The sequence below is a fragment of the Ensifer sp. M14 genome (genome assembly GCF_003355565.1).
GTDB lineage: Bacteria > Pseudomonadota > Alphaproteobacteria > Rhizobiales > Rhizobiaceae > Ensifer.
The window spans coordinates 3,380,561-3,399,227 of the sequence record NZ_QJNR01000004.1 but is presented as its reverse complement, the minus strand read 5'-3'; the positions used below and the strand labels follow the sequence as shown (position 1 = coordinate 3,399,227).

Sequence of the window (18,667 nt, the reverse complement as noted above, 5' to 3'; positions counted from 1 at the left end):
CAGCATGCCGCGAGACGTCATTGATGCAAGAACAAAAACAGAACAAAAGATTCGATTACTGGATGCCGCAGGCGTGCTGTCCGCGGTCGTCGTTCCAGTCCTTGAGCAGCACCAATTCGCCCTTGACGCTGACGGGTTTGTCGTTGGATTTGCCCTTGCCGGTCAGCACATTCAGGTCACACTGCGACGTGTTGCTGGGATCAAGCGTGTCGTAGGAGGCGTAGGTGTAGCCGGCGACGACGAAGTCGAAATTGCGGTAGGCGATCGTCAGCTTCTGTTCCCATCGGTCACGGCCGACCGCATCATTGTGCGTGGTAATCACCAGCGAGCCGTTCGGGAGCGCACTGACCGTCGGCGCCTGGCCGACCATGTCGTACTGCCCCCAGATCTTGTTCGGAATGGCTGACTTGAGCGTCAGCGGGCCGTCTTCGCCAGCGAGATAGATGTAAATCGCATTGTCCTCGTCGATCTCCTTGCCAGGTTTCACCAGCAGCGCCAGATCACTCGTACCGTCCTTGTCCCAGTCGCCGGTCGCAGCCGACACGATGCGACCTGGGTCGATTGCCTCAGCCGCGAAGGTGAGGGACGGAAGCAGGGGGAAGAGGGTCAGGGTCAGGCGTGCAATCATGTCGCTGTTGCTCCGTGTGGTTGCTCTAGTCATAGGCGCGATGGGCGAAGTGCTCAAGCTTTCGGTTAATCACCGCGCACGACGATTGCCGACGCGATTAACCATGCGCGGTGGAAAGCGGGCGCTCCGCTCAACAGTGATTGACGCGAGAACAAAAATGGAACAAAGTAAAAACATAACGGAAAAGGAGCCATGTTATGACTGATTTTGTTCGTGACCTCGCCGCCTTCACATCGATGGGCCTGTTCGTCGCCAGCATTGCCTTCATCGCTCTCGGGCTTTGATCTGAGGATATGTTTTCGAAGCGGCGTGACCCTGGCGCGGGGTCGCGCGATACCATACCGGCACTGCACCGTTGAAAAGAACGCTGGCCCACGTTGCAAAAACTGGACATGGCGGGTGAGAAACGGGATATCCTGACGCCCTGACAGGAATCAGGGTGTAAAGATGGCGGATCAAGGCGGCGCGGAACGGAACGAACAGACGGCTGCGGATCCACAGTTCGTGCATCTTCGTGTCCACTCGGCATTTTCGCTGCTCGAAGGGGCGCTGCCGATCAAGAAGGTGATTGGCAAGGCCGTGGCCGACGCTCAGCCTGCAATTGGTATCGCCGACACCAACAATCTTTTCGCAGCGCTGGAATTTTCCCAAAAGGCGGCCGAGGACGGCCTGCAGCCGCTGACCGGTTGTCAGCTGTCGATCGACATGGAAGACGAGGCCGACGGCGACCGCCGCGGCCACGCGCAGCAGCTGGCCAAGCTGCCCGCCATCGTGCTGATCGCGGCCACCGACGACGGCTACACGCGATTGGTCGATCTGGTCAGCCGCGCCTATCTCGGAGGCGAAGGCAGCCAGGTCACGAGAATAACGCGGTCGTGGCTGGTGGAGGCCGGAACGGATGGGCTGATCGCGCTTTCCGGCGCAAGCGGCGGCCCGATCGATATGGCCGTGAAATCCGGCTCGACGGCTTTGGCGGAGGCGCGCCTGGAAGCATTGCAGGACCTCTTCGGCGATCGGCTCTACATCGAGTTGCAGCGGCACGGCAACTTCGATCGCCGGCATGAGAGCCGGATGATCGATCTGGCCTACAAGTTCGATGTACCTCTGGTCGCGACCAACGAGGCGTTCTTTCCGGCGCCATCCGATTATGATGCGCACGACGCGCTGATGGCGGTAGCCCATAACGCCATGGTTTCCGACGATAGCCGTTTCCGGCTGACACCGGATCACTATCTCAAGAGCCGAAAGGAAATGGCGGCGCTTTTCGCCGACCTGCCCGAGGCGCTCGAAAACACGATCGAGATCGCGCGCCGCTGCTCGTTCATGCTGAAGACGCGCGGGCCTATCCTGCCCCGCTTCACCGGCGCGTCCGATGATCCGGAAGAGGCCGAGCGCGCCGAGTCCGGCGAGCTGCGCCGACAGGCGGAGGAGGGGCTCGACGACCGCTTGCGCAAGCTCGGCATGGCGCCCGGCTATACCGAGGAAGAATACCGCGAGCGGCTGGCGTTCGAACTCAGCGTCATCGAGCGCATGAAGTTCCCCGGCTACTTCCTGATCGTTGCCGACTTTATCAAATGGGCCAAGCAGCACGATATCCCCGTCGGCCCGGGCCGTGGTTCCGGTGCAGGCTCGCTGGTTGCCTATGCGCTGACGATCACCGACGTCGATCCCATGCGTTTCTCACTGCTGTTCGAGCGCTTCCTCAATCCTGAGCGCGTGTCGATGCCCGACTTCGACATCGACTTCTGTCAGGATCGACGCGAAGAGGTCATTCGCTACGTTCAGGCGAAATATGGCCGTGAGCAGGTCGCCCAGATCATCACCTTCGGTTCGCTGCAGGCGCGTGCGGCACTGCGCGACGTTGGCCGTGTGCTTGAGATGCCTTACGGCCAGGTCGACAAGATCTGCAAGCTCGTACCCAACAACCCGGCAAACCCGACACCACTGTCAAAGGCTATCGAGGAAGAACCGCGCCTGCAGGAGGAGGCGGAGAAGGAGCCGGTGGTCGCTCGCCTGCTCGATATCGCGCAGAAGATCGAGGGCCTTTATCGCCATGCCTCGACCCACGCCGCCGGCATCGTCATCGGTGATCGGCCGCTGTCGAAGCTGGTGCCGATGTACCGCGATCCGCGTTCCGACATGCCGGTGACCCAGTTCAACATGAAGTGGGTCGAGCAGGCTGGCCTCGTAAAATTCGACTTCCTTGGCCTGAAGACGCTGACGGTGCTGAAGGTCGCCGTCGACTTCGTCAAATTGCGCGGCATCGAGGTCGACCTCGCCAGCATTCCGCTCGATGATGAAAAGACCTACGAGATGCTGTCGCGCGGCGAGACGGTCGGCGTGTTCCAGGTGGAAAGTGCCGGCATGCGCAAGGCGCTCATCGGCATGCGGCCAGACTGCATCGAGGACATCATCGCGCTGGTGGCGCTTTATCGCCCGGGCCCGATGGAGAACATTCCGGTCTACAACGCCCGCAAGCATGGTGAAGAAGAGATCGAATCCATCCATCCGAAGATCGATTATCTGCTCAAGGAAACGCAGGGCGTTATCGTTTACCAGGAACAGGTGATGCAGATCGCCCAGGTCCTGTCGGGCTATTCGCTCGGCGAAGCCGACCTTCTGCGTCGCGCCATGGGCAAGAAGATCAAGGAGGAAATGGACAAGCAGCGCGCCCGTTTCGTCGACGGTGCGGTCAAGAACGAGGTGTCGAAACCGCAGGCCGATCTGATCTTCGATCTCCTCGCCAAGTTCGCCAACTACGGCTTCAACAAGTCGCACGCCGCCGCCTACGCCATCGTCTCCTACCAGACCGCCTATATGAAGGCGCACTATCCGGTGGAGTTCCTGGCGGCGTCGATGACGCTCGACATGGCCAACACCGAAAAGGTCAACGACTTCCGGCAGGACGCCGGGCGTCTCGGCATCCAGGTGATCGCGCCGTCGGTCCAGTCCTCCTTCCGGCACTTCCAGACCGGCGACAAGCGCATCTATTACTCATTGGCGGCCATCAAGGGCGTCGGTGAATCGGCGGTCGAGCATATCGTTGCCGTTCGCGGCGACCGCGAATTCGCGAGCCTTGAAGATTTCTGCCTGAGGATCGACCCGAAGCTGCTCAACCGGCGTGTGTTCGAGAGCCTGATCGCGGCCGGTGCCTTCGACTGTTTCGGCTACGATCGCGCGGAGCTCGTCGGCGGACTTGATCGCATCCTCGGCTTTGCCCAGCGCGCTCAGGAAAACAAGACAAGCGGACAGGGCGATATATTCGGGGCAGGGGCTGCAACCGGGCCGGAGCGAATCTCTCTTCCCGCCTACACGCCGTGGCTTGCCTCGGAAAAATTGCACCGGGAATTCCAGGTGCTGGGCTTCTATCTCTCCGCCCATCCGCTCGACACCTACAATCCGTTGCTTGCCAAGATGCGCGTCCAGACGTTTGGTGATTTCGCCGGCGCCGTGAAGAAGGGCGCAACGGCCGGCCGTCTCGCCGGCACTGTCACCTCCAAACAGGAGCGCAAGACCCGGACCGGCAACAAGATGGGTATCATTGCCTTCTCGGATTCATCCGGCCAGTTCGAGGCCGTGCTGTTTTCGGAGATGTTGCACCAGTATCGCGACCTGCTCGAGCCCGGTAAATCGCTGGTCATGACGGTGCAGGCGGAGGAGCGGCCGGAAGGTATCGGTCTTCGCATCCAGACGCTGCGCTCGCTTGAGGAAGAATCGCTGCAGATGCAGAAGGCGCTGCGCGTCTATGTGCGCGATTCCGGACCGCTGAAGTCCATCGCCGCTCACTTGAACGCAAGAGGCGAGGGGCTCGTTTCCTTCATCGTCATCAAGGACAATGGCCAGCGCGAAATCGAGGTCGAGCTCAGCGAAAAATTCCGGATTTCACCGGAGATCGCAGCGGCTCTTCGCTCGGCCCCCGGAGTGGTCGACGTCGAACTCGTCTGATCCGCGCTCCAATACGGGTGCTTGACAGCGCGTTGCTTAAGGGAAGCCGCGCCCATTGGACGTGACGGCCGCGTCTGATGCTGCGCGCATCGGCTCAGCCCCGTGGCGACGCTCGCGTGATGGTGATGAAGTCGGTACCGTCGCCGGTTTCAAGCCCGCTTTCCATGTCTGAAATCGACAGCGAAGACCCGTCTGCAAGCAGGCCGCCGATGCGGCTGCGGACGTCGTCGGAGATGGTCAAGCGACCAAGCGTGCGCTGGATGGCGTTGAAGGCGGATGCGTCGGCGTCGGTGTCGATGCCGAGCCGCTTTTTTGTCGCTGACGGCAGATGGTTTTCGAGTGAAACGCCGTACCACTTGCCTTCGGCCTTTTCACCGTCAACCTCATGAAATTGCAGGAAATGTGTACCAAGCGCCTGCTCCGGCTTGCCGATGGTGACACCCGCCTCGAAAATCGGCTTGAAGCCTTGGCGGACCAGGATAACGCCATTGGCAGGAGTGTCGCGCCCCACCTTCTTGAAGATGGCGTCTGTCAGTTCTGGCGTCAGCTTCCCATCGACGACCGCCCCCTCGGCAGTCTGAAACGCGCTGATGGCGGCAGTCGTATCCGGGCCGATGTGGCCGTCCGGCACACCGGCGATATAGCCGAGTTGGTTCAGGGCCGACTGGACGTCGCGCCGGATATCACGCTCCCCACGCCGGGTGATCAGCATTCGGATCGGCTCGCGGCTTTCCTCGGCGATGGCTGACGGAATGGTCGATGTCTCCGTCATCGCCACTTCGATCGGCACGTTCTCGGCCTTACTTATCGCAGGGCGAAGTGGCACGTCCGACAGCGGCGCGGGATTGTCGCCCGGCGCCGGTTGACGCTGGAAGAGCATGGCACTCGATACTTCGGTGGGGCTGACCTGATGGTCAGTTATCAGGACGTGCATACCGCGCGACGTCATCTTGAAGAGGCTGGCGGCAAACTTGCTCGGCAGGCGCACACAGCCGTGGGAAGCGGGATAGGCCGGCACGTGATTGGAGCCGTGCAGTGCGATGCCGGACCAGGTCAGCCGCTGCATGAAGGGCATCGGCGCGTTCGAGTAGATGTTGGATTTATGCTGACGCCGCTTTTCGAGGATCGAGAAGATGCCCGTCGGTGTCGAATGTCCGGCCTTGCCCGTGGAGACCGCAGATGTTGCGATCACCGCGTCGCCGTCATAGACGACGAGCGATTGTTGGTTCTTGGAAACGATGATCTGCAGCGGTGCACCGCTGCCGGCAAAGCCGGCGGCAGGCGAAAACAGGAAGACGACAACGCTGGCCGTGAGAGCGAAACGCGATACCATACACTCATCCCAACACGTAAACTGGCCGACGAGCTTAGACTGCAATCTTTAAAGAATTCGTCCGGATCGAGCCGAGGCAACGTCAAGTCGGCGCCGATGACGCACTAGTGATCGCGCTTGCGGCTACCGAAGGTGTAGCCGGTTTCCACGCTTGCCTTGCCGAACTTGTCGCGCAGCTTGTTGATGGCGTCTTCGGCGGCAGCGCGGCGGGTCGCTGCGGGATCCACGAGATCGGGCGGGTCGGCGAGATCGGGGCTAGAAAGATCGCTGACGCCGATGCCGATCAGTCGGTACTTCGTGCCGTCGATTTCCTTCTCCAGCAGTTGCAGCCCCGTGCGGAAGATACGGTCCGCAAGCCGGGTCGGACTGTCGAGACGGCGGTTTCGCGTCCTGGTCTTGAAGTCGGCCGTCTTCAGTTTCAGGACGACGGTCTGGCCGGCCAGTTCGGATTTGCGCAGCCGATGCGCGACCTGTTCACTCAGCCGGCGCAGATGCGTGACGAGATCGTCGTAGCGGGCGAGATCGTCATTGAACGTCGTCTCGGACGACACGCTTTTCGCCTCGCCGTCAATCTCGACGGTTCTTTCGTCGAGGCCGCGCGACAGGCGGTAGAGCCTCTGACCCATGGTGCCGTAGCGGCGCATGAGGTCGGCTTCCTCCATGGTCTGGAGCTGGCCGATCATGCGGATGCCATCGCGCTCCAGCGTTGCGGCAAAGGCCTTGCCGACGCCCCAGATCAAGGTCACCGGCTTTTCTCTCAGGAATTCGAGGGCCTCAGCCTGGCCGATCACCGAGAAGCCGCGCGGCTTCTGCAGATCGGAGGCAACCTTGGCGAGGAACTTGCAGTAGGAAAGCCCGACAGAGACAGTAATACCGATCTCCTGTTCGACACGGCGGGCAAAGCGCGCGAGCGTTCGGGCAGGGGGATCGTGGTGCAGCCTCTGCGTGCCGCTCAGTTCCAGGAAGGCCTCGTCGATGGAGAGCGGCTGCACCAGAGGCGTCAGTTCCTGCATCAGCGTGCGGACCTCGCGACCGACGCGAACGTATTTTTCCATATTGGGCTTGATGACGACTGCCTGCGGACAGGCCTCGAGTGCCTTGAACATCGGCATGGCCGAGCGCACCCCGTGGATGCGGGCGATGTAGCAGGCGGTGGAGACCACGCCGCGCTTGCCGCCGCCGATAATAACTGCCTTGTCGGCAAGCTCCGGGTTGTCACGTTTTTCGACGGACGCGTAAAACGCATCGCAATCGATATGGGCCAGTGTCAGGTCGTAGAGTTCCGTATGCCGCATAAGCCGCGGACTACCGCAGGCAAGGCAGCGTCGCGCGGTCGCGGTCTGTTCCCTAAGGCAATCACGGCAGAAGCCTGGAGTTTGAGAACCACTGTCGAGCATATCTGGAACAAATGTTGAACATTGCGACTTTACGCTCTACGCTAGCGAGTCTCAAGGGAGGCCGCGTTGGAAATTGCCTTGCATGTCAGGTTGCCGACGCTAAGTCGCGGGTCGGGTTTCGAGTTCCGTCATGCGGGCCTCGCGCTGTCGGGCTGGGTGTTGCTACCGCTGGAAATGCGCGCGAATGGCACTGGCGGCATCAGCCCAGTCGGCAGCAATGTGCACGCACGTATCTGGCGCAGGCGCGAGCGCTCGAAACTCGGCATTCGCCATCAGGTTGATCAGCAGGCAGGACGGCGCGTGCTCCTGCACCGATTGCAGATTGCGGGCGATGTCGTCGATGAAAACGACGGGCAGTGCCCGTCCGGCATGCAGACGCTGCACGATCGGCCCTTTCGGGTCCTCGGAGGCGAGCAAAGGGTAAGGAAGATCAAGACGATCGAGCAGGGCACGGCGCGCGGCCGCATGACGCGGCGGCATGGCTGTCAGGAAGACGATGTCTGCCTGTTCGGACAATTGGCGAAGGGTCTCGACCACGCCGACAGCCGGCGTCTGCCAACGCTCCTGCGTGGCATAAAAAATCTCAAGCAGTTCCTTGACCGCGGCCTCGCTCGCCGCCTGTTGCGTTATCCGATGGACGATGTTGCCGGTCAGCCGGAACGAGCGCGGCAGGAGAACATGGTCGCAGCTTTCGAGAAAGGCCTGGAAGGGGTTCAGGAATTCGAGCACGACTTCGTCGATATCGCTGACGACAAGCGGGCGATCGCTGAGGCGGATGCTATCTTCGAAGATCGCGTCGTTCACGCTCAGCTATCCTGCAGGTCGGCGGCGCCGGAAAGTTTCTGGTGCGCGCGCACCACGTCCTGGGGGGCCGTATCCGTTGCCTCGCAAAAAGCGATCAGTGTTGGCTCATGGTCCATGAGAAAGGCGACGAGGCCGCCCATGAAGCCCGGCTCGCCAATCGCGTTGCGCAGGGAGGACGGATCCGTCCCCGTCAGCGCGAGAAATCGAGACAACAGGTCCGGCTCGCCGGCAAGCCAGGAAAGAATGTCGATGGCGATTTCGTCGGCTCTCTTCAATGTCTTGGCCTCCTACTGTTTTTACGCCCGGAATTACCTATTTTTCAACCAAATAGGTTTATCGTTGAACTCGAGGAAATGGGTCGAGTCGTTGGTTCTGCAACTTAGATGTCTTGATAAGACTTGCAAGAAGACGACGGACAGCAAGGGATCGACATGCCCAAACAGGTAATGATTGTTGAGGATAACGAGCTGAACATGAAGCTCTTCCGAGACCTGATTGAGGCTTCCGGCTACGCGACGATCCAGACGCGCAACGGGATGGAGGCGCTTGAGCTGGCGAGGAAGTACCGTCCCGATCTGATCCTGATGGACATTCAGCTGCCGGAGGTCTCCGGGCTCGAAGTCACGAAGTGGCTGAAGGAAGACGACGAGCTGCACGTCATACCGGTCATTGCCGTGACTGCCTTCGCCATGAAGGGCGACGAGGAGCGTATCCGCCAGGGCGGCTGCGAAGCCTATGTTTCAAAACCGATTTCTGTGCCAAAGTTCATTGAGACGATCAAGACCTACCTTGGCGATGCCTGAGCGGCGGGAAAATTGATATGACTGCGCGCATTCTTGTTGTCGACGACGTGCCTGCCAACGTTAAGCTGCTGGAAGCGCGTTTGCTCGCCGAGTACTTCGATGTGCTGACCGCCGGCGATGGTCATACGGCGCTGTCGCTCTGCGAGACGACGCCGGTTGACCTGGTGCTTCTCGACATCATGATGCCCGGCATTGACGGTTTCGAAGTCTGCGAGCGTCTGAAGGCAAATCCGCGTACCGCCCATATTCCCGTCGTCATGGTGACGGCGCTCGACCAGCCTTCCGACCGGGTTCGCGGATTGAAGGCCGGTGCCGACGATTTTCTCACGAAGCCGGTCAATGATCTGCAGCTGATGTCGCGGGTCAAGAGCCTCGTCCGCCTGAAGAACGTCAGCGACGAACTGCGGCTGCGGGCCCAGACGGCGCAGACCATCGGCCTGCAGGAACTGGCGCGCCAGGATCGCCCGGACGAGCCAGGCAATATCCTCCTGGTCGATGGCCGCGGGTCCTCTCAGGAGCGGCTGCAGCGTGCGCTAAAGCCGATTGCCGAGGTCTCCGTCATCTCCGATCCGCAGGCGGCTTTATTCGAAGCCGCCGAGAACAATTTCGACCTCGTCATCGTCAATGCCAACTTCGACGACTACGATCCCCTGCGGTTGTGCTCGCAGCTGCGGTCTCTGGAGCGCACGCGCTTCATCCCGATCCTGCTGATCACCGAGCAGGGCAATGACGAAATGATCGTGCGGGCCCTCGATCTGGGCGTTACCGACTACATCATCCGACCGGTCGATCCCAATGAACTCGTTGCCCGCTCGCTGACGCAGATCAGGCGCAAGCATTGCAACGACATGCTGAGAATGAGTGTGCAGCAGACGATCGAACTGGCGGTCACCGATGGCCTCACCGGTCTGCACAATCGTCGCTACCTCGACAATCATCTGAAGCTGCTGCTCGATCGTGCTGCAGCGCGCGGACGCCCGCTGTCGATCTGCATGACCGACATCGACCGGTTCAAGCAGGTCAACGACACCTATGGTCATGATGTCGGCGACGAGGTGCTGCGCGAGTTTGCCGGCCGCATCCGTGCGACGGTGCGCGGTGCTGATCTCGCCTGCCGCTTCGGCGGCGAAGAGTTCGTTGTCGTGATGCCTGACACGTCGCCGGAGATGGCAGCGACAGTTGCCGAACGGCTACGGCATATCATCGAGAGCCAACCGTTCTCAATACCGCATGCGGACGGCGCACTGGTCATCACCGCTTCCATGGGTATTGCTGGTCTCAAACTGGAAGGCGACACGACGGAAGCTCTGTTGAAGCGCGCAGATACGGCCCTGTATCAAGCGAAGAACGAAGGCCGAAACCGCGTGGTGGCAGCTGCAGCCTGACGACCGGAACCCACCGGCGGCTTCATCCGCTGCCGCTATGATGAAATTCCGGATCCCTCTTGCGATATGCCCTTAAAGTTGTATTGTTCGGCGCGCCGATGCTACCAAGGCGGTTGGTGGCGGCGGCGGCCACGAATTTACATGTATCAGGACGGTACGGAATTAACCATGCGCCGAGCAACACCGCTCCGCGCATTAAGAATTCGTTGATTTTTTTCTATATTCAGGTGATGCTGATAAACGAGGGGGCGTCGCTTCCATCCGTTTCGGTTACCCCATGATGCTCAGGTCCGCCGCATCTCCTGGGTCGTGGGGTCGGTCGGTTGGCTTTTGACACCTGCGGAATCCTCGTGCCGCGGTTAGAAGCCAGCCGACCCCCATTCAAAGCGCCGTTCCGTGAGGGGCGGCGCTTTTCGATTCGTGCCGCTGTGTTCTTGTCATTCGGGAGAGACGAAGGGGGAGGCGGGACGGCCGCTTCAGGGCACCAACGGAAAGGGGCGCCAAACCTTGCGGTTGGCGCCCCTTGATCCTACGAAACGTCAGATCTTACTTGATCTTGGTTTCCTTGAATTCGACGTGCTTCCTTGCGACCGGGTCATACTTGGTCTTGGTCATCTTGTCCGTCATCGTACGGCTGTTCTTGGTCGTGACGTAGAAGAAACCAGTGTCGGCTGTCGACAGCAACTTGATCTTGATGGTGGTGGCTTTTGCCATGGTCGTCCTGCCTTTATGAAATTGAACGCCGTGGAAAACCGGTTGCGGGCCACGGGCAAGGTTGGCGCGAAACTACAAATCGCGGCCGAAAAGTCAAGACCGTTTTGGATTCAAAACGATCCTTACAACCGAAAGCGCGACGTAAAGGCCGAAAAACCCTGCAATCGCCCAGGCAAAGCCGTTGTTGCCAGCCACATCCATCGATGCGCCGATCACCTGCGGCCCGGCAACGGTGCCCACCGCATAGGAGAAAACGAACGCGGCATTGGCGGCGGCAAGGTCGGAGCCTTGCAGGCGCGAGCCGAGATGGCTGAGGCCGACCGTGTATAGACCGGAGACGCAACCGCCCCAGAACAACAGGACGATGGCCATCAGGAACCAGCTTTCCACCAGCATTGGCAGACAAAGGGCGCCGATGAGGCCGATGACGGTCATGGCCGACAGCAGCGTGCGCTTGTCCTTGATCTGGTCTGACAGCATGCCGAGCGGAATCTGGAAGATGAAGTTGCCGACGCCCATCACGGTCAGCAGCAACGCTGCCTGTGATTCGGTGAACCCCGACCGTGTCCCGTAGACCGTAAAGAGCGACAACCCGCCCGATTCGACCGCGCCGAAGATGAAGACGGCGGCGGTCGCCGTCGGCACCAGGAAGATATAGCGCATGAAGTGACGGCCGGGCTTTTCGTCGATCACCGGGCTCTCGTCCCGCGCAATGAAGATCGGCACGGCGGCAAGCAGAATGACGCCGGCGCCGACCACGAAGGGCAAGACGCCCTCGCTGCCGAGGATCGAGAAGAGCAGCGGCCCGCTCAGGAAGCCGAGGGATAGAACCGTTCCGTAGATACCGAGCACGAAGCCCCGTTTCGCTGGCGGTGCGGTGGCGTTGATCCAGAACTCGGAGAGGATGAAGAGCACGGTAATGGCGCCGTGGAAGACGACGCGCAGCGGAAACCAGAGCCAGAAGTTGGTGATGTAATAAAAGCCGAAGGCGCTGATTGCGGAGAGCAGCACGGCCCAGAGCATCGTCGGCGCCACGCCGTGACGGTGGGCGAACTTGGTCGTGAAGGAAGCCGCGACCATGGAGGCCACGCCGGCCATCGCAGAATTGAGACCTATCAGCGTCGACGAGATGCCGCGCTTCTCCATGATGCTCGAAAGCAGCGGAAGGCCGAGGCCGATGGCGATGCCGACGGCGCTGATGGCGGAGACCGCCGCAATCAGCGACGGCCAGTGAATTTCCTCAACCGGTGCTGGGCACCCGGGCGTCGGCTGTGACATGCGACGGTGGTCCTTAGAGAAGCGTGCGGATGAACCGCCCACGGCGCGCGAAATAGAAGGGCACGGAGCGCTCATAGGGCAGCGTCGGGTCCGTGTTAAGGCCGCTTCTCAAATCCGAAAGGATGATAGCGGTTATCTCCGGTATCCGGAGCGAGGGCAGGTCGTTGACATCGATCCACTGCAAATCCTGGAGCTCCCGGCTTTCCAGAACCCGCGATGTATCGATTTCGGCTTCGTCCGCGAAGATCGCGAAGAAGCGGGTATCGAACCGCCTCGAGTGTCCCGGAGGAGTAATGGCCCGAGCCATATAGCGCAAGTTTGCGAGTTCTGGAAGAAAGGGCAGTGGCGCTTGCGCCTTTGCATGCAGCGTGCCCAAGGGAACGCCGGCTTCTTCGTAGAGTTCCCGAAGTGCCGCCAGCGCCAGTGCTCTCGCGCGAGCGTCGCTGACGGGTGCCCCCCCGACGCTTTTCAACGCCTGAAGAACTGCGGGATTGAGGTCGGTGGAGAAGGCAAGACGATGGTCCGTCGGGTCGCAGCGCCCACCGGGAAAGACGTAGAGGTCGGGCATGAAGACATGCGCACTGCTGCGTCGGCCCATCAGCACGCGCACGCTGCCGCCGGCGCGGTCAAGCAGCATGATCGATGCTGCGTCACGCGGCCTTACGCGCCGCTCGGGGCTGGCGGGAGCCAGGACGACGCTTTCGCGCCCTGACGTCATGCGGAGGGATCTCGCGCAGGCAGCACGTCCTCGGGCGCATCCTCCTGTCCGCCGAAGCCATGCATCCTCAGTGCCCATTGCAGGCCGATGACGGCACCCTTGATCGGCTGCAGCAGTGCCAGCGAACTGATCAGCGTAATCGGTGTCCAGATGGCAAGGTGCTGCCACGAGTTCAGTGGCAGGATCATGTCGGTCATCATGTAGCCGGCGAGCACCAGATGGCCGACGATGGTGACGACGATATAGGGCGGAAAGTCGTCGGCACGCTGGTGATCCATGCGCTCGCCGCAGGCGGCGCAGGCATCGACGGCCTTGACGTAGCTGCGGAAGAGCTTGCCACTGCCGCAGGCCGGGCAGGTGCCGAAAAACCCGCGCCGCATCGACCGGCCGACGGGACGTTCCTCAGTGGCATGGCCCCCGAGATGAAGCGTTTCCTTGTCCGTTGCCGTCATCTGCATTCTCTCCTTGTCGAAGCCGCTTGCCGCGTGGCCTAGCGCTTGCTGCGCGGCGGTCGGGTTCCCGGCGTCTTGCGCGGGCCCGAGCGATCACGACGCCCCGACTTGTGGAAGGAGCGCGTGGCGGTCGGCATCTTGCGCCCTTCGCTGATCATCTCGTAGCGAAGCGCGCCGGCAAGCGGCACCGCTTCGACCAGTTTGACCTGCACCTGATCGCCGAGACGGAAGCCGAGTCCGGTCTTTTCGCCGGAAAGGGCCTGATGTGCCTCATCATAGATGAAGTAGTCTCGACCGAGCGTAGATATAGGTACGAACCCGTTGGCGCCATAGGCCGGCAGGGTGACAAAAAGTCCCGCCTTGGTCACGCCGGCAACGCGGCCTTCGAATTCCTCGCCGATGCGGCCGTTCAGGTGATGGGCGATCAGCCGGTCGACGGTGTCGCGCTCGGCGGCCATGGCACGGCGCTCGAAGGTTGAGATTTCCGCGGCGATATCGTCGAGAACGGCTTCTTCCGGCGGCGTCAGCCCGCCTTCGCCGAGCCCGAGCGAAGCGACCAGCGCCCGGTGAACGATCAGATCGGCGTAGCGCCGGATCGGCGAGGTGAAGTGCGCATATTTCAAGAGATTGAGGCCGAAATGGCCGATATTCTCGGGGCTGTAGATCGCCTGGCTCTGGGAGCGCAGCACCATCTCGTTGACCATGGTTTCGAACGGCTTGCCTTCGGCCTTCGTCAGGATGCCGTTGAAATGGTTCGAGCGCATGTTGCCGCCCTTGACCAGCGCGATGTCGAGCGTAGCGAGGAACTCGCGCAGGCTCTCCTGCTTGGCCAGCGACGGCTGGTCGTGCACCCGGTAGATCAGCACCTGGCGCTTCTGCTCGAGCGTCTCTGCGGCAGCGACGTTCGCCTGGATCATCATTTCTTCGATCAGCTTGTGCGCGTCGAGGCGATCGGGCACGAAAACGCGATCGACGGTGCCGTCCGGCTTCAGGATGATCTTGCGCTCGGGCATGTTCAGTTCGAGCGGCTGGCGGCGGTCACGCCCACGGGTGAGGATGCGGTATCCCTCCCAGAGCGGCTTCAGGATCGTCTCGAGGATCGGGCCGGTCTTGTCGTCAGGATTGCCGTCGATGGCGGCCTGGGCCTGTTGGTAGGACAGTTTGGCGGCGCTCTTCATCATGATGCGGTGGAAGGTGTGTCCGGCCTTGCGGCCCTCCTTGGAAAAGCGCATGCGCACGGCGAGTGCCGGCCGGTCGACGCCTTCCTTGAGCGAGCAGAGGTCGTTGGAGATCCGCTCGGGGAGCATCGGCACGACGCGATCGGGGAAGTAGACCGAATTGCCGCGCTTCAGCGCTTCGAGGTCGAGCGCCGACTTCGGCCGAACGTACCAGGAAACATCGGCAATCGCGACCGTGACGATGACGCCACCCGGATTGTCTTCCGATGGATCAGGCTCGGCGTAGACAGCGTCGTCGTGGTCCTTCGCATCGGCCGGATCGATGGTGATCAGCGGCAGCGAACGCCAGTCTTCCCGATGCGCCATGGTGGCGGGGCCGGCGTCCTCGGCCTCCTTCATGACGCGTTCGGGGAACACATGCGGTATGCCGTGGGCATAGATAGCGATCATCGAGATCGCCTTTTCCGAGGCGACCGAGCCGACGACGTTTTGAACCTGGGCACGCGGCAGGCCGTAGCGGCCAAGGCGTGTCAGCTGGACCTCGATGAGGTCGCCGTCCTTGGCATCGCCGACGAAATCGGGATCGACGAGAATTTCCTCGCCGCGTTTCTCGATCGGCATCAGCCTTCCGCCACCGCCGGGCGTCGCGCGGAAAACGCCGAGAACGGCGTCCTTGCGCTTGTCGAGCACCTTGATGATGCGAGCGGTATAGGCAGGTCCGCCACGGTCCTTGGCCGGGAAGATCTTGGCAAGCACGCGGTCGCCGAGGCCGCCGACCGGCGCCTTGCCCTTGTCCCTGCCGACAGACGACTGCTTGATCAGCACCGCCGGTGCGACGCCATCGTCGTCCAGCCACTCGGCCGGACGGCCGATCAGTTCGCCATCGACGTCACGCATGGTGATATCGAGCACGGTCACCGGGGGAAGGGCGCCAGGGCGCACGAGCGACTTGCGCTTCTTTTCGACCAGTCCGTCTGCTTCAAGTGAACGCAGCAAAGCCTTGAGTTCGATGCGCGTGTCGCCCTTGAGGCCGAAGGCCTTGGCGATTTCGCGCTTGGAGGCGCGATCCGGATTTTCGGCGATGAAACGCATCAGCACGTCGCGTGGAGGAACCGCGCCATGGATGATCGCGGTTTTCTCCGGTGCCGGCGCGGCCTTTGCCGCGCGGCCCTCTTTCCTGCCGGAGCCTTTTCCGGATCTTTGGGTCGGGTCGCGCGGTATTCTGGTCAAGATCAGTCCTTCTTGGCCTTCGCGGCCGTCTTTGCTTTTGTCTTGGCAGGCGCCTTGGCCTTGGTGGTCTTCTTGGCGGCGCCGTCTGTCGCGGCTTTCGGCTTCGTTGTCTTCGCTTTCGTCGCCTTGCCCTTGCCGGTGCCGCTCTTGGCGGCTCGCTCGGCGATGAGCGCGAGCGCTTCCTCTACGGTCACCGACTGCGGATCCTTGCCCTGCGGCAGGGTCGCGTTGATCTTGCCCCAGTTGACGTAGGGGCCATAGCGGCCGTCACGGACGGTGATCGCGCCACCTTCGGCGTGGTCGCCCAGTTCTTTCAGCGCGACCGCGGCGGCGCGGCCACGGCCGCCTGCCTTGGATTGCTTGTCGGCAATCACCGAAACGGCACGGTTCAGGCCGATCGAGAAAACGTCTTCGATCGATTCGACGTTCGCATAGGTGCCGTCATGCAGCACGAAAGGACCGTAGCGGCCAAGGCCCGACGAGATCATCTTGCCGGTCTCGGGGTGTGGACCGATATCGCGCGGCAGCGAGAGCAGGGCGACAGCCTTCTCATGGTCGATGGTGGAGGGCGTCCAGCCCTTGGGCAGGCTCGAACGCTTGGCTTCCTTGCCGTCGCCGCGCTGGACATAGGGGCCGAACCGGCCGCTGCGCAGGGTGATTTCCTCGCCGGTATGCGGATCCTTACCGAGCGCCTGCGGTTCGTTCGAGACAGAAGCCTCGGCGTCGCTGTTGCCGTCGGAGGAAAGCTGGCGGGTGAAGTTGCACTCCGGGTAGTTCGAGCAGCCGACGAAGGCGCCGTACTTGCCGAGCTTCAGCGACAGCTTGCCGTTGCCGCAGACCTGGCAGATACGCGGGTCGCTGCCGTCTTCGCGCTTGGGGAAGACCAGCGGTGCCAGTTCTTCGTTCAGAGCGTCGAGCACGTTGGTAACGCGCAGTTCCTTGGTTTCCTCGATCTGCGCGAAGAAGTCCTTCCAGAAGTCGCGAAGGACGTCCTTCCAGTTGACCTCGCCGGCCGAGACCTGGTCGAGCTTTTCTTCGAGCGACGCGGTGAAGTCGTAGCCGATATAGCGCGTGAAGAAGCTTTCCAGAAATGCCGTGACGAGGCGGCCCTTGGCCTGGGGCACGAGCTTGCGCTTGTCGTTGGTGATGTAGTCGCGATCGAGAAGCGTCGTTACCGTCGCCGCATAGGTGGACGGACGGCCGATGCCGAGCTCTTCCATCTTCTTGATCAGCGTTGCTTCCGAGTAGCGCGGCGGCGGCTCGGTGAAATGCTGCGAGGCTTTGATCTTCTGCTTTGCCAAGCTTTCACGGGCGTTGATTTCCGGCAGGCGGCCGTCCTCGTCGCCATCGTCGGTCTGTTCGCCGTCTTCCTTGGCGTCGGTATAGGCGGCAATGAAGCCGTCGAAACGAATGACGGAGCCTGTAGCGCGCAGGCCAGCCTTGTTGCCGGCGTTGTCGGCGGTGATCTCGGCGGTCGTGCGTTCGATCTCGGCGGACGCCATCTGGCTGGCGATGCCGCGCTTCCAGACAAGATCGTAGAGCTTCAGCATGTCGCCGTCGATGAAGCGGCGGACCTGATCCGGCGTCCTGTTGAAGTCGGTCGGACGAATGGCTTCGTGCGCTTCCTGGGCGTTTTTTGCCTTGGTGGAATAGAAACGTGGCTTTTCCGGAAGGTAGCGGTTGCCGAACTGGCTGCCGATCGCCTCGCGGGCGGCCTCGATCGATTCCGGCGCCATCTGCACGCCGTCGGTACGCATATAGGTAATGAGACCGACGGTTTCGCCGCCGATATCAACGCCTTCATAGAGCTTCTGTGCGACCTGCATGGTGCGTGATGCGGAGAAGCCGAGCTTCGACGAGGCAGCCTGCTGCAGGGTCGATGTGGTGAACGGCGGCGAGGGGTTCCGCTTGACCGGCTTTGCCTCAATGCTGTCGACGACATAGGTCGCGCCGTCGAGCAGGGTCTTCAGCCGGTTGGCTTCTTCGCCGTTGCCGACCGCGCGCGGTGCCAGACGCTTTCCGTCAGCCGAAACGAGGCGTGCCTCGAACTCATCGCCACGCGGCGTCTTCAGAAGCGCCGAGAGATTCCAGTATTCTTCGGAGATGAACCGTTCGATTTCCGATTCGCGATCGCAGACCAGCCGCAGCGTCACCGACTGGACGCGGCCCGCAGACCGCGCGCCGGGCAGCTTGCGCCACAGCACAGGCGACAGGTTGAAGCCGACGAGATAGTCGAGAGCGCGGCGCGCCAGATAGGCATCGACCAAGGGGATGTCGAGTTCGCGCGGATGGGCAATCGCGTCGAGCACGGCCTTCTTGGTGATGGCGTTGAAGGCCACCCGCTTGACGGGCTTGTCGCCGAGCACCTTCTTCTTGCGCAGAAGATCGAGCACATGCCAGGAAATCGCTTCGCCTTCGCGATCCGGGTCGGTCGCGAGGATGAGGCCGTCCGATTCCTTTACGGCATCGGCAATATCCTTCATGCGCTTGGCCGACGCGGCATCGACCTCCCAGGACATCTCAAAATCTTCGTCAGGACGGACCGAGCCGTCCTTGGCAGGCAGATCCCGCACATGGCCGAACGAGGCAAGAACCTTGTAGCCGGGGCCGAGGTACTTGTTGATCGTCTTTGCCTTCGAAGGCGATTCCACCACTACAACATTCATAGTCATTTTTCTGAGACAACCGGGTTTGGTCCTGCGTCAGCACTGTTCGCACCGAGCGTCGCCGAATATCGATGCCCCGAAATGGACAGGGATTCGAGCGCGGTCAAGGGGTTTCATTCAAAATAGCGACAGCGCT

The 18,667-nt window shown here is 61.6% G+C and carries 14 protein-coding genes; 3 read left to right on the top strand and 11 right to left on the bottom strand.

Going from position 1 to position 18,667, the window contains the following annotated elements; translation table 11 throughout:
* Positions 1-55: 55 nt before the first annotated feature.
* Positions 56-628: a hypothetical protein gene (locus BLJAPNOD_RS16545; protein WP_115420525.1), complete on the bottom strand. Its 573-nt coding sequence runs from the start codon at positions 626-628 to the stop codon at positions 56-58.
* A 447-nt stretch (positions 629-1,075) separates the two neighbouring features.
* On the opposite strand from BLJAPNOD_RS16545, the gene dnaE reads away from it, so the two are divergent.
* The gene (gene dnaE, locus BLJAPNOD_RS16540) at positions 1,076-4,573 is read left to right on the top strand and encodes a DNA polymerase III subunit alpha (RefSeq protein WP_115420524.1); all 3,498 of its coding nucleotides are present in this window, start codon (positions 1,076-1,078) and stop codon (positions 4,571-4,573) included.
* Between the two features lie 94 nt (positions 4,574-4,667).
* On the opposite strand, the gene BLJAPNOD_RS16535 is transcribed toward dnaE, so the two are convergent.
* The 4 genes from BLJAPNOD_RS16535 to BLJAPNOD_RS16520 all read right to left on the bottom strand — a co-directional run bounded on the left by BLJAPNOD_RS16535 (position 4,668) and on the right by BLJAPNOD_RS16520 (position 8,382).
* Entirely contained in the window at positions 4,668-5,906 is a 1,239-nt protein-coding gene (locus tag BLJAPNOD_RS16535) for a L,D-transpeptidase family protein (protein ID WP_115420523.1), read from the bottom strand.
* A gap of 104 nt (positions 5,907-6,010) precedes the next feature.
* Positions 6,011-7,303, bottom strand: coding sequence for a DNA polymerase IV (locus BLJAPNOD_RS16530; RefSeq protein WP_115420522.1), 1,293 nt, complete (start codon positions 7,301-7,303; stop codon positions 6,011-6,013).
* Between the two features lie 162 nt (positions 7,304-7,465).
* Entirely contained in the window at positions 7,466-8,107 is a 642-nt protein-coding gene (locus BLJAPNOD_RS16525; protein WP_199565951.1) for a hypothetical protein, read from the bottom strand.
* A gap of 2 nt (positions 8,108-8,109) precedes the next feature.
* Positions 8,110-8,382 carry a DUF3572 domain-containing protein gene (locus BLJAPNOD_RS16520; RefSeq protein ID WP_115420521.1) on the bottom strand — a complete coding sequence of 91 codons (273 nt, stop codon included), beginning with the start codon at positions 8,380-8,382 and terminating at the stop codon, positions 8,110-8,112.
* Between the two features lie 156 nt (positions 8,383-8,538).
* On the opposite strand from BLJAPNOD_RS16520, the gene BLJAPNOD_RS16515 reads away from it, so the two are divergent.
* Positions 8,539-8,910: a response regulator gene (locus BLJAPNOD_RS16515; RefSeq protein WP_025426610.1), complete on the top strand. Its 372-nt coding sequence runs from the start codon at positions 8,539-8,541 to the stop codon at positions 8,908-8,910.
* 17 nt (positions 8,911-8,927) lie between these two features.
* On the top strand, positions 8,928-10,295 hold the full coding sequence (locus BLJAPNOD_RS16510) for a PleD family two-component system response regulator (protein WP_115420520.1): 1,368 nt from the start codon (positions 8,928-8,930) through the stop codon (positions 10,293-10,295).
* 546 nt (positions 10,296-10,841) lie between these two features.
* Here the strand turns inward: BLJAPNOD_RS16510 and rpmG are convergent.
* The 6 genes from rpmG to topA all read right to left on the bottom strand — a co-directional run bounded on the left by rpmG (position 10,842) and on the right by topA (position 18,531).
* On the bottom strand, positions 10,842-11,009 hold the full coding sequence (gene rpmG, locus BLJAPNOD_RS16505; RefSeq protein WP_007626161.1) for a 50S ribosomal protein L33: 168 nt from the start codon (positions 11,007-11,009) through the stop codon (positions 10,842-10,844).
* Between the two features lie 93 nt (positions 11,010-11,102).
* Complete coding sequence (locus tag BLJAPNOD_RS16500) at positions 11,103-12,287, bottom strand: MFS transporter (RefSeq protein WP_115420519.1); 1,185 nt, start codon at positions 12,285-12,287, stop codon at positions 11,103-11,105.
* Between the two features lie 13 nt (positions 12,288-12,300).
* Entirely contained in the window at positions 12,301-13,005 is a 705-nt protein-coding gene (locus BLJAPNOD_RS16495; RefSeq protein ID WP_115420518.1) for an NUDIX hydrolase, read from the bottom strand.
* On the bottom strand, positions 13,002-13,463 hold the full coding sequence (locus tag BLJAPNOD_RS16490; RefSeq protein WP_115420517.1) for a DUF983 domain-containing protein: 462 nt from the start codon (positions 13,461-13,463) through the stop codon (positions 13,002-13,004). The genes BLJAPNOD_RS16495 and BLJAPNOD_RS16490 overlap by 4 nt, the downstream gene beginning before the upstream one ends.
* A gap of 32 nt (positions 13,464-13,495) precedes the next feature.
* Positions 13,496-15,865: a ribonuclease R gene (gene rnr / locus BLJAPNOD_RS16485; protein ID WP_115420516.1), complete on the bottom strand. Its 2,370-nt coding sequence runs from the start codon at positions 15,863-15,865 to the stop codon at positions 13,496-13,498.
* Between the two features lie 2 nt (positions 15,866-15,867).
* Complete coding sequence (gene topA / locus BLJAPNOD_RS16480; RefSeq protein WP_115420515.1) at positions 15,868-18,531, bottom strand: type I DNA topoisomerase; 2,664 nt, start codon at positions 18,529-18,531, stop codon at positions 15,868-15,870.
* Between the last annotated feature and the right edge of the window lie 136 nt (positions 18,532-18,667).

What these genes read in the sequence shown, in the direction of transcription:
- rpmG (WP_007626161.1), bottom strand. Translation starts at nt 11,009, where the DNA reads ATGGCAAAAGCCACCACCATCAAGATCAAGTTGCTGTCGACAGCCGAC.
- BLJAPNOD_RS16500 (WP_115420519.1), bottom strand. Translation starts at nt 12,287, where the DNA reads ATGTCACAGCCGACGCCCGGGTGCCCAGCACCGGTTGAGGAAATTCAC.
- BLJAPNOD_RS16515 (WP_025426610.1), top strand. Translation starts at nt 8,539, where the DNA reads ATGCCCAAACAGGTAATGATTGTTGAGGATAACGAGCTGAACATGAAG.
- BLJAPNOD_RS16535 (WP_115420523.1), bottom strand. Translation starts at nt 5,906, where the DNA reads ATGGTATCGCGTTTCGCTCTCACGGCCAGCGTTGTCGTCTTCCTGTTT.
- BLJAPNOD_RS16510 (WP_115420520.1), top strand. Translation starts at nt 8,928, where the DNA reads ATGACTGCGCGCATTCTTGTTGTCGACGACGTGCCTGCCAACGTTAAG.
- BLJAPNOD_RS16530 (WP_115420522.1), bottom strand. Translation starts at nt 7,303, where the DNA reads ATGCTCGACAGTGGTTCTCAAACTCCAGGCTTCTGCCGTGATTGCCTT.
- BLJAPNOD_RS16490 (WP_115420517.1), bottom strand. Translation starts at nt 13,463, where the DNA reads ATGCAGATGACGGCAACGGACAAGGAAACGCTTCATCTCGGGGGCCAT.
- dnaE (WP_115420524.1), top strand. Translation starts at nt 1,076, where the DNA reads ATGGCGGATCAAGGCGGCGCGGAACGGAACGAACAGACGGCTGCGGAT.
- BLJAPNOD_RS16545 (WP_115420525.1), bottom strand. Translation starts at nt 628, where the DNA reads ATGATTGCACGCCTGACCCTGACCCTCTTCCCCCTGCTTCCGTCCCTC.
- topA (WP_115420515.1), bottom strand. Translation starts at nt 18,531, where the DNA reads ATGAATGTTGTAGTGGTGGAATCGCCTTCGAAGGCAAAGACGATCAAC.
- BLJAPNOD_RS16495 (WP_115420518.1), bottom strand. Translation starts at nt 13,005, where the DNA reads ATGACGTCAGGGCGCGAAAGCGTCGTCCTGGCTCCCGCCAGCCCCGAG.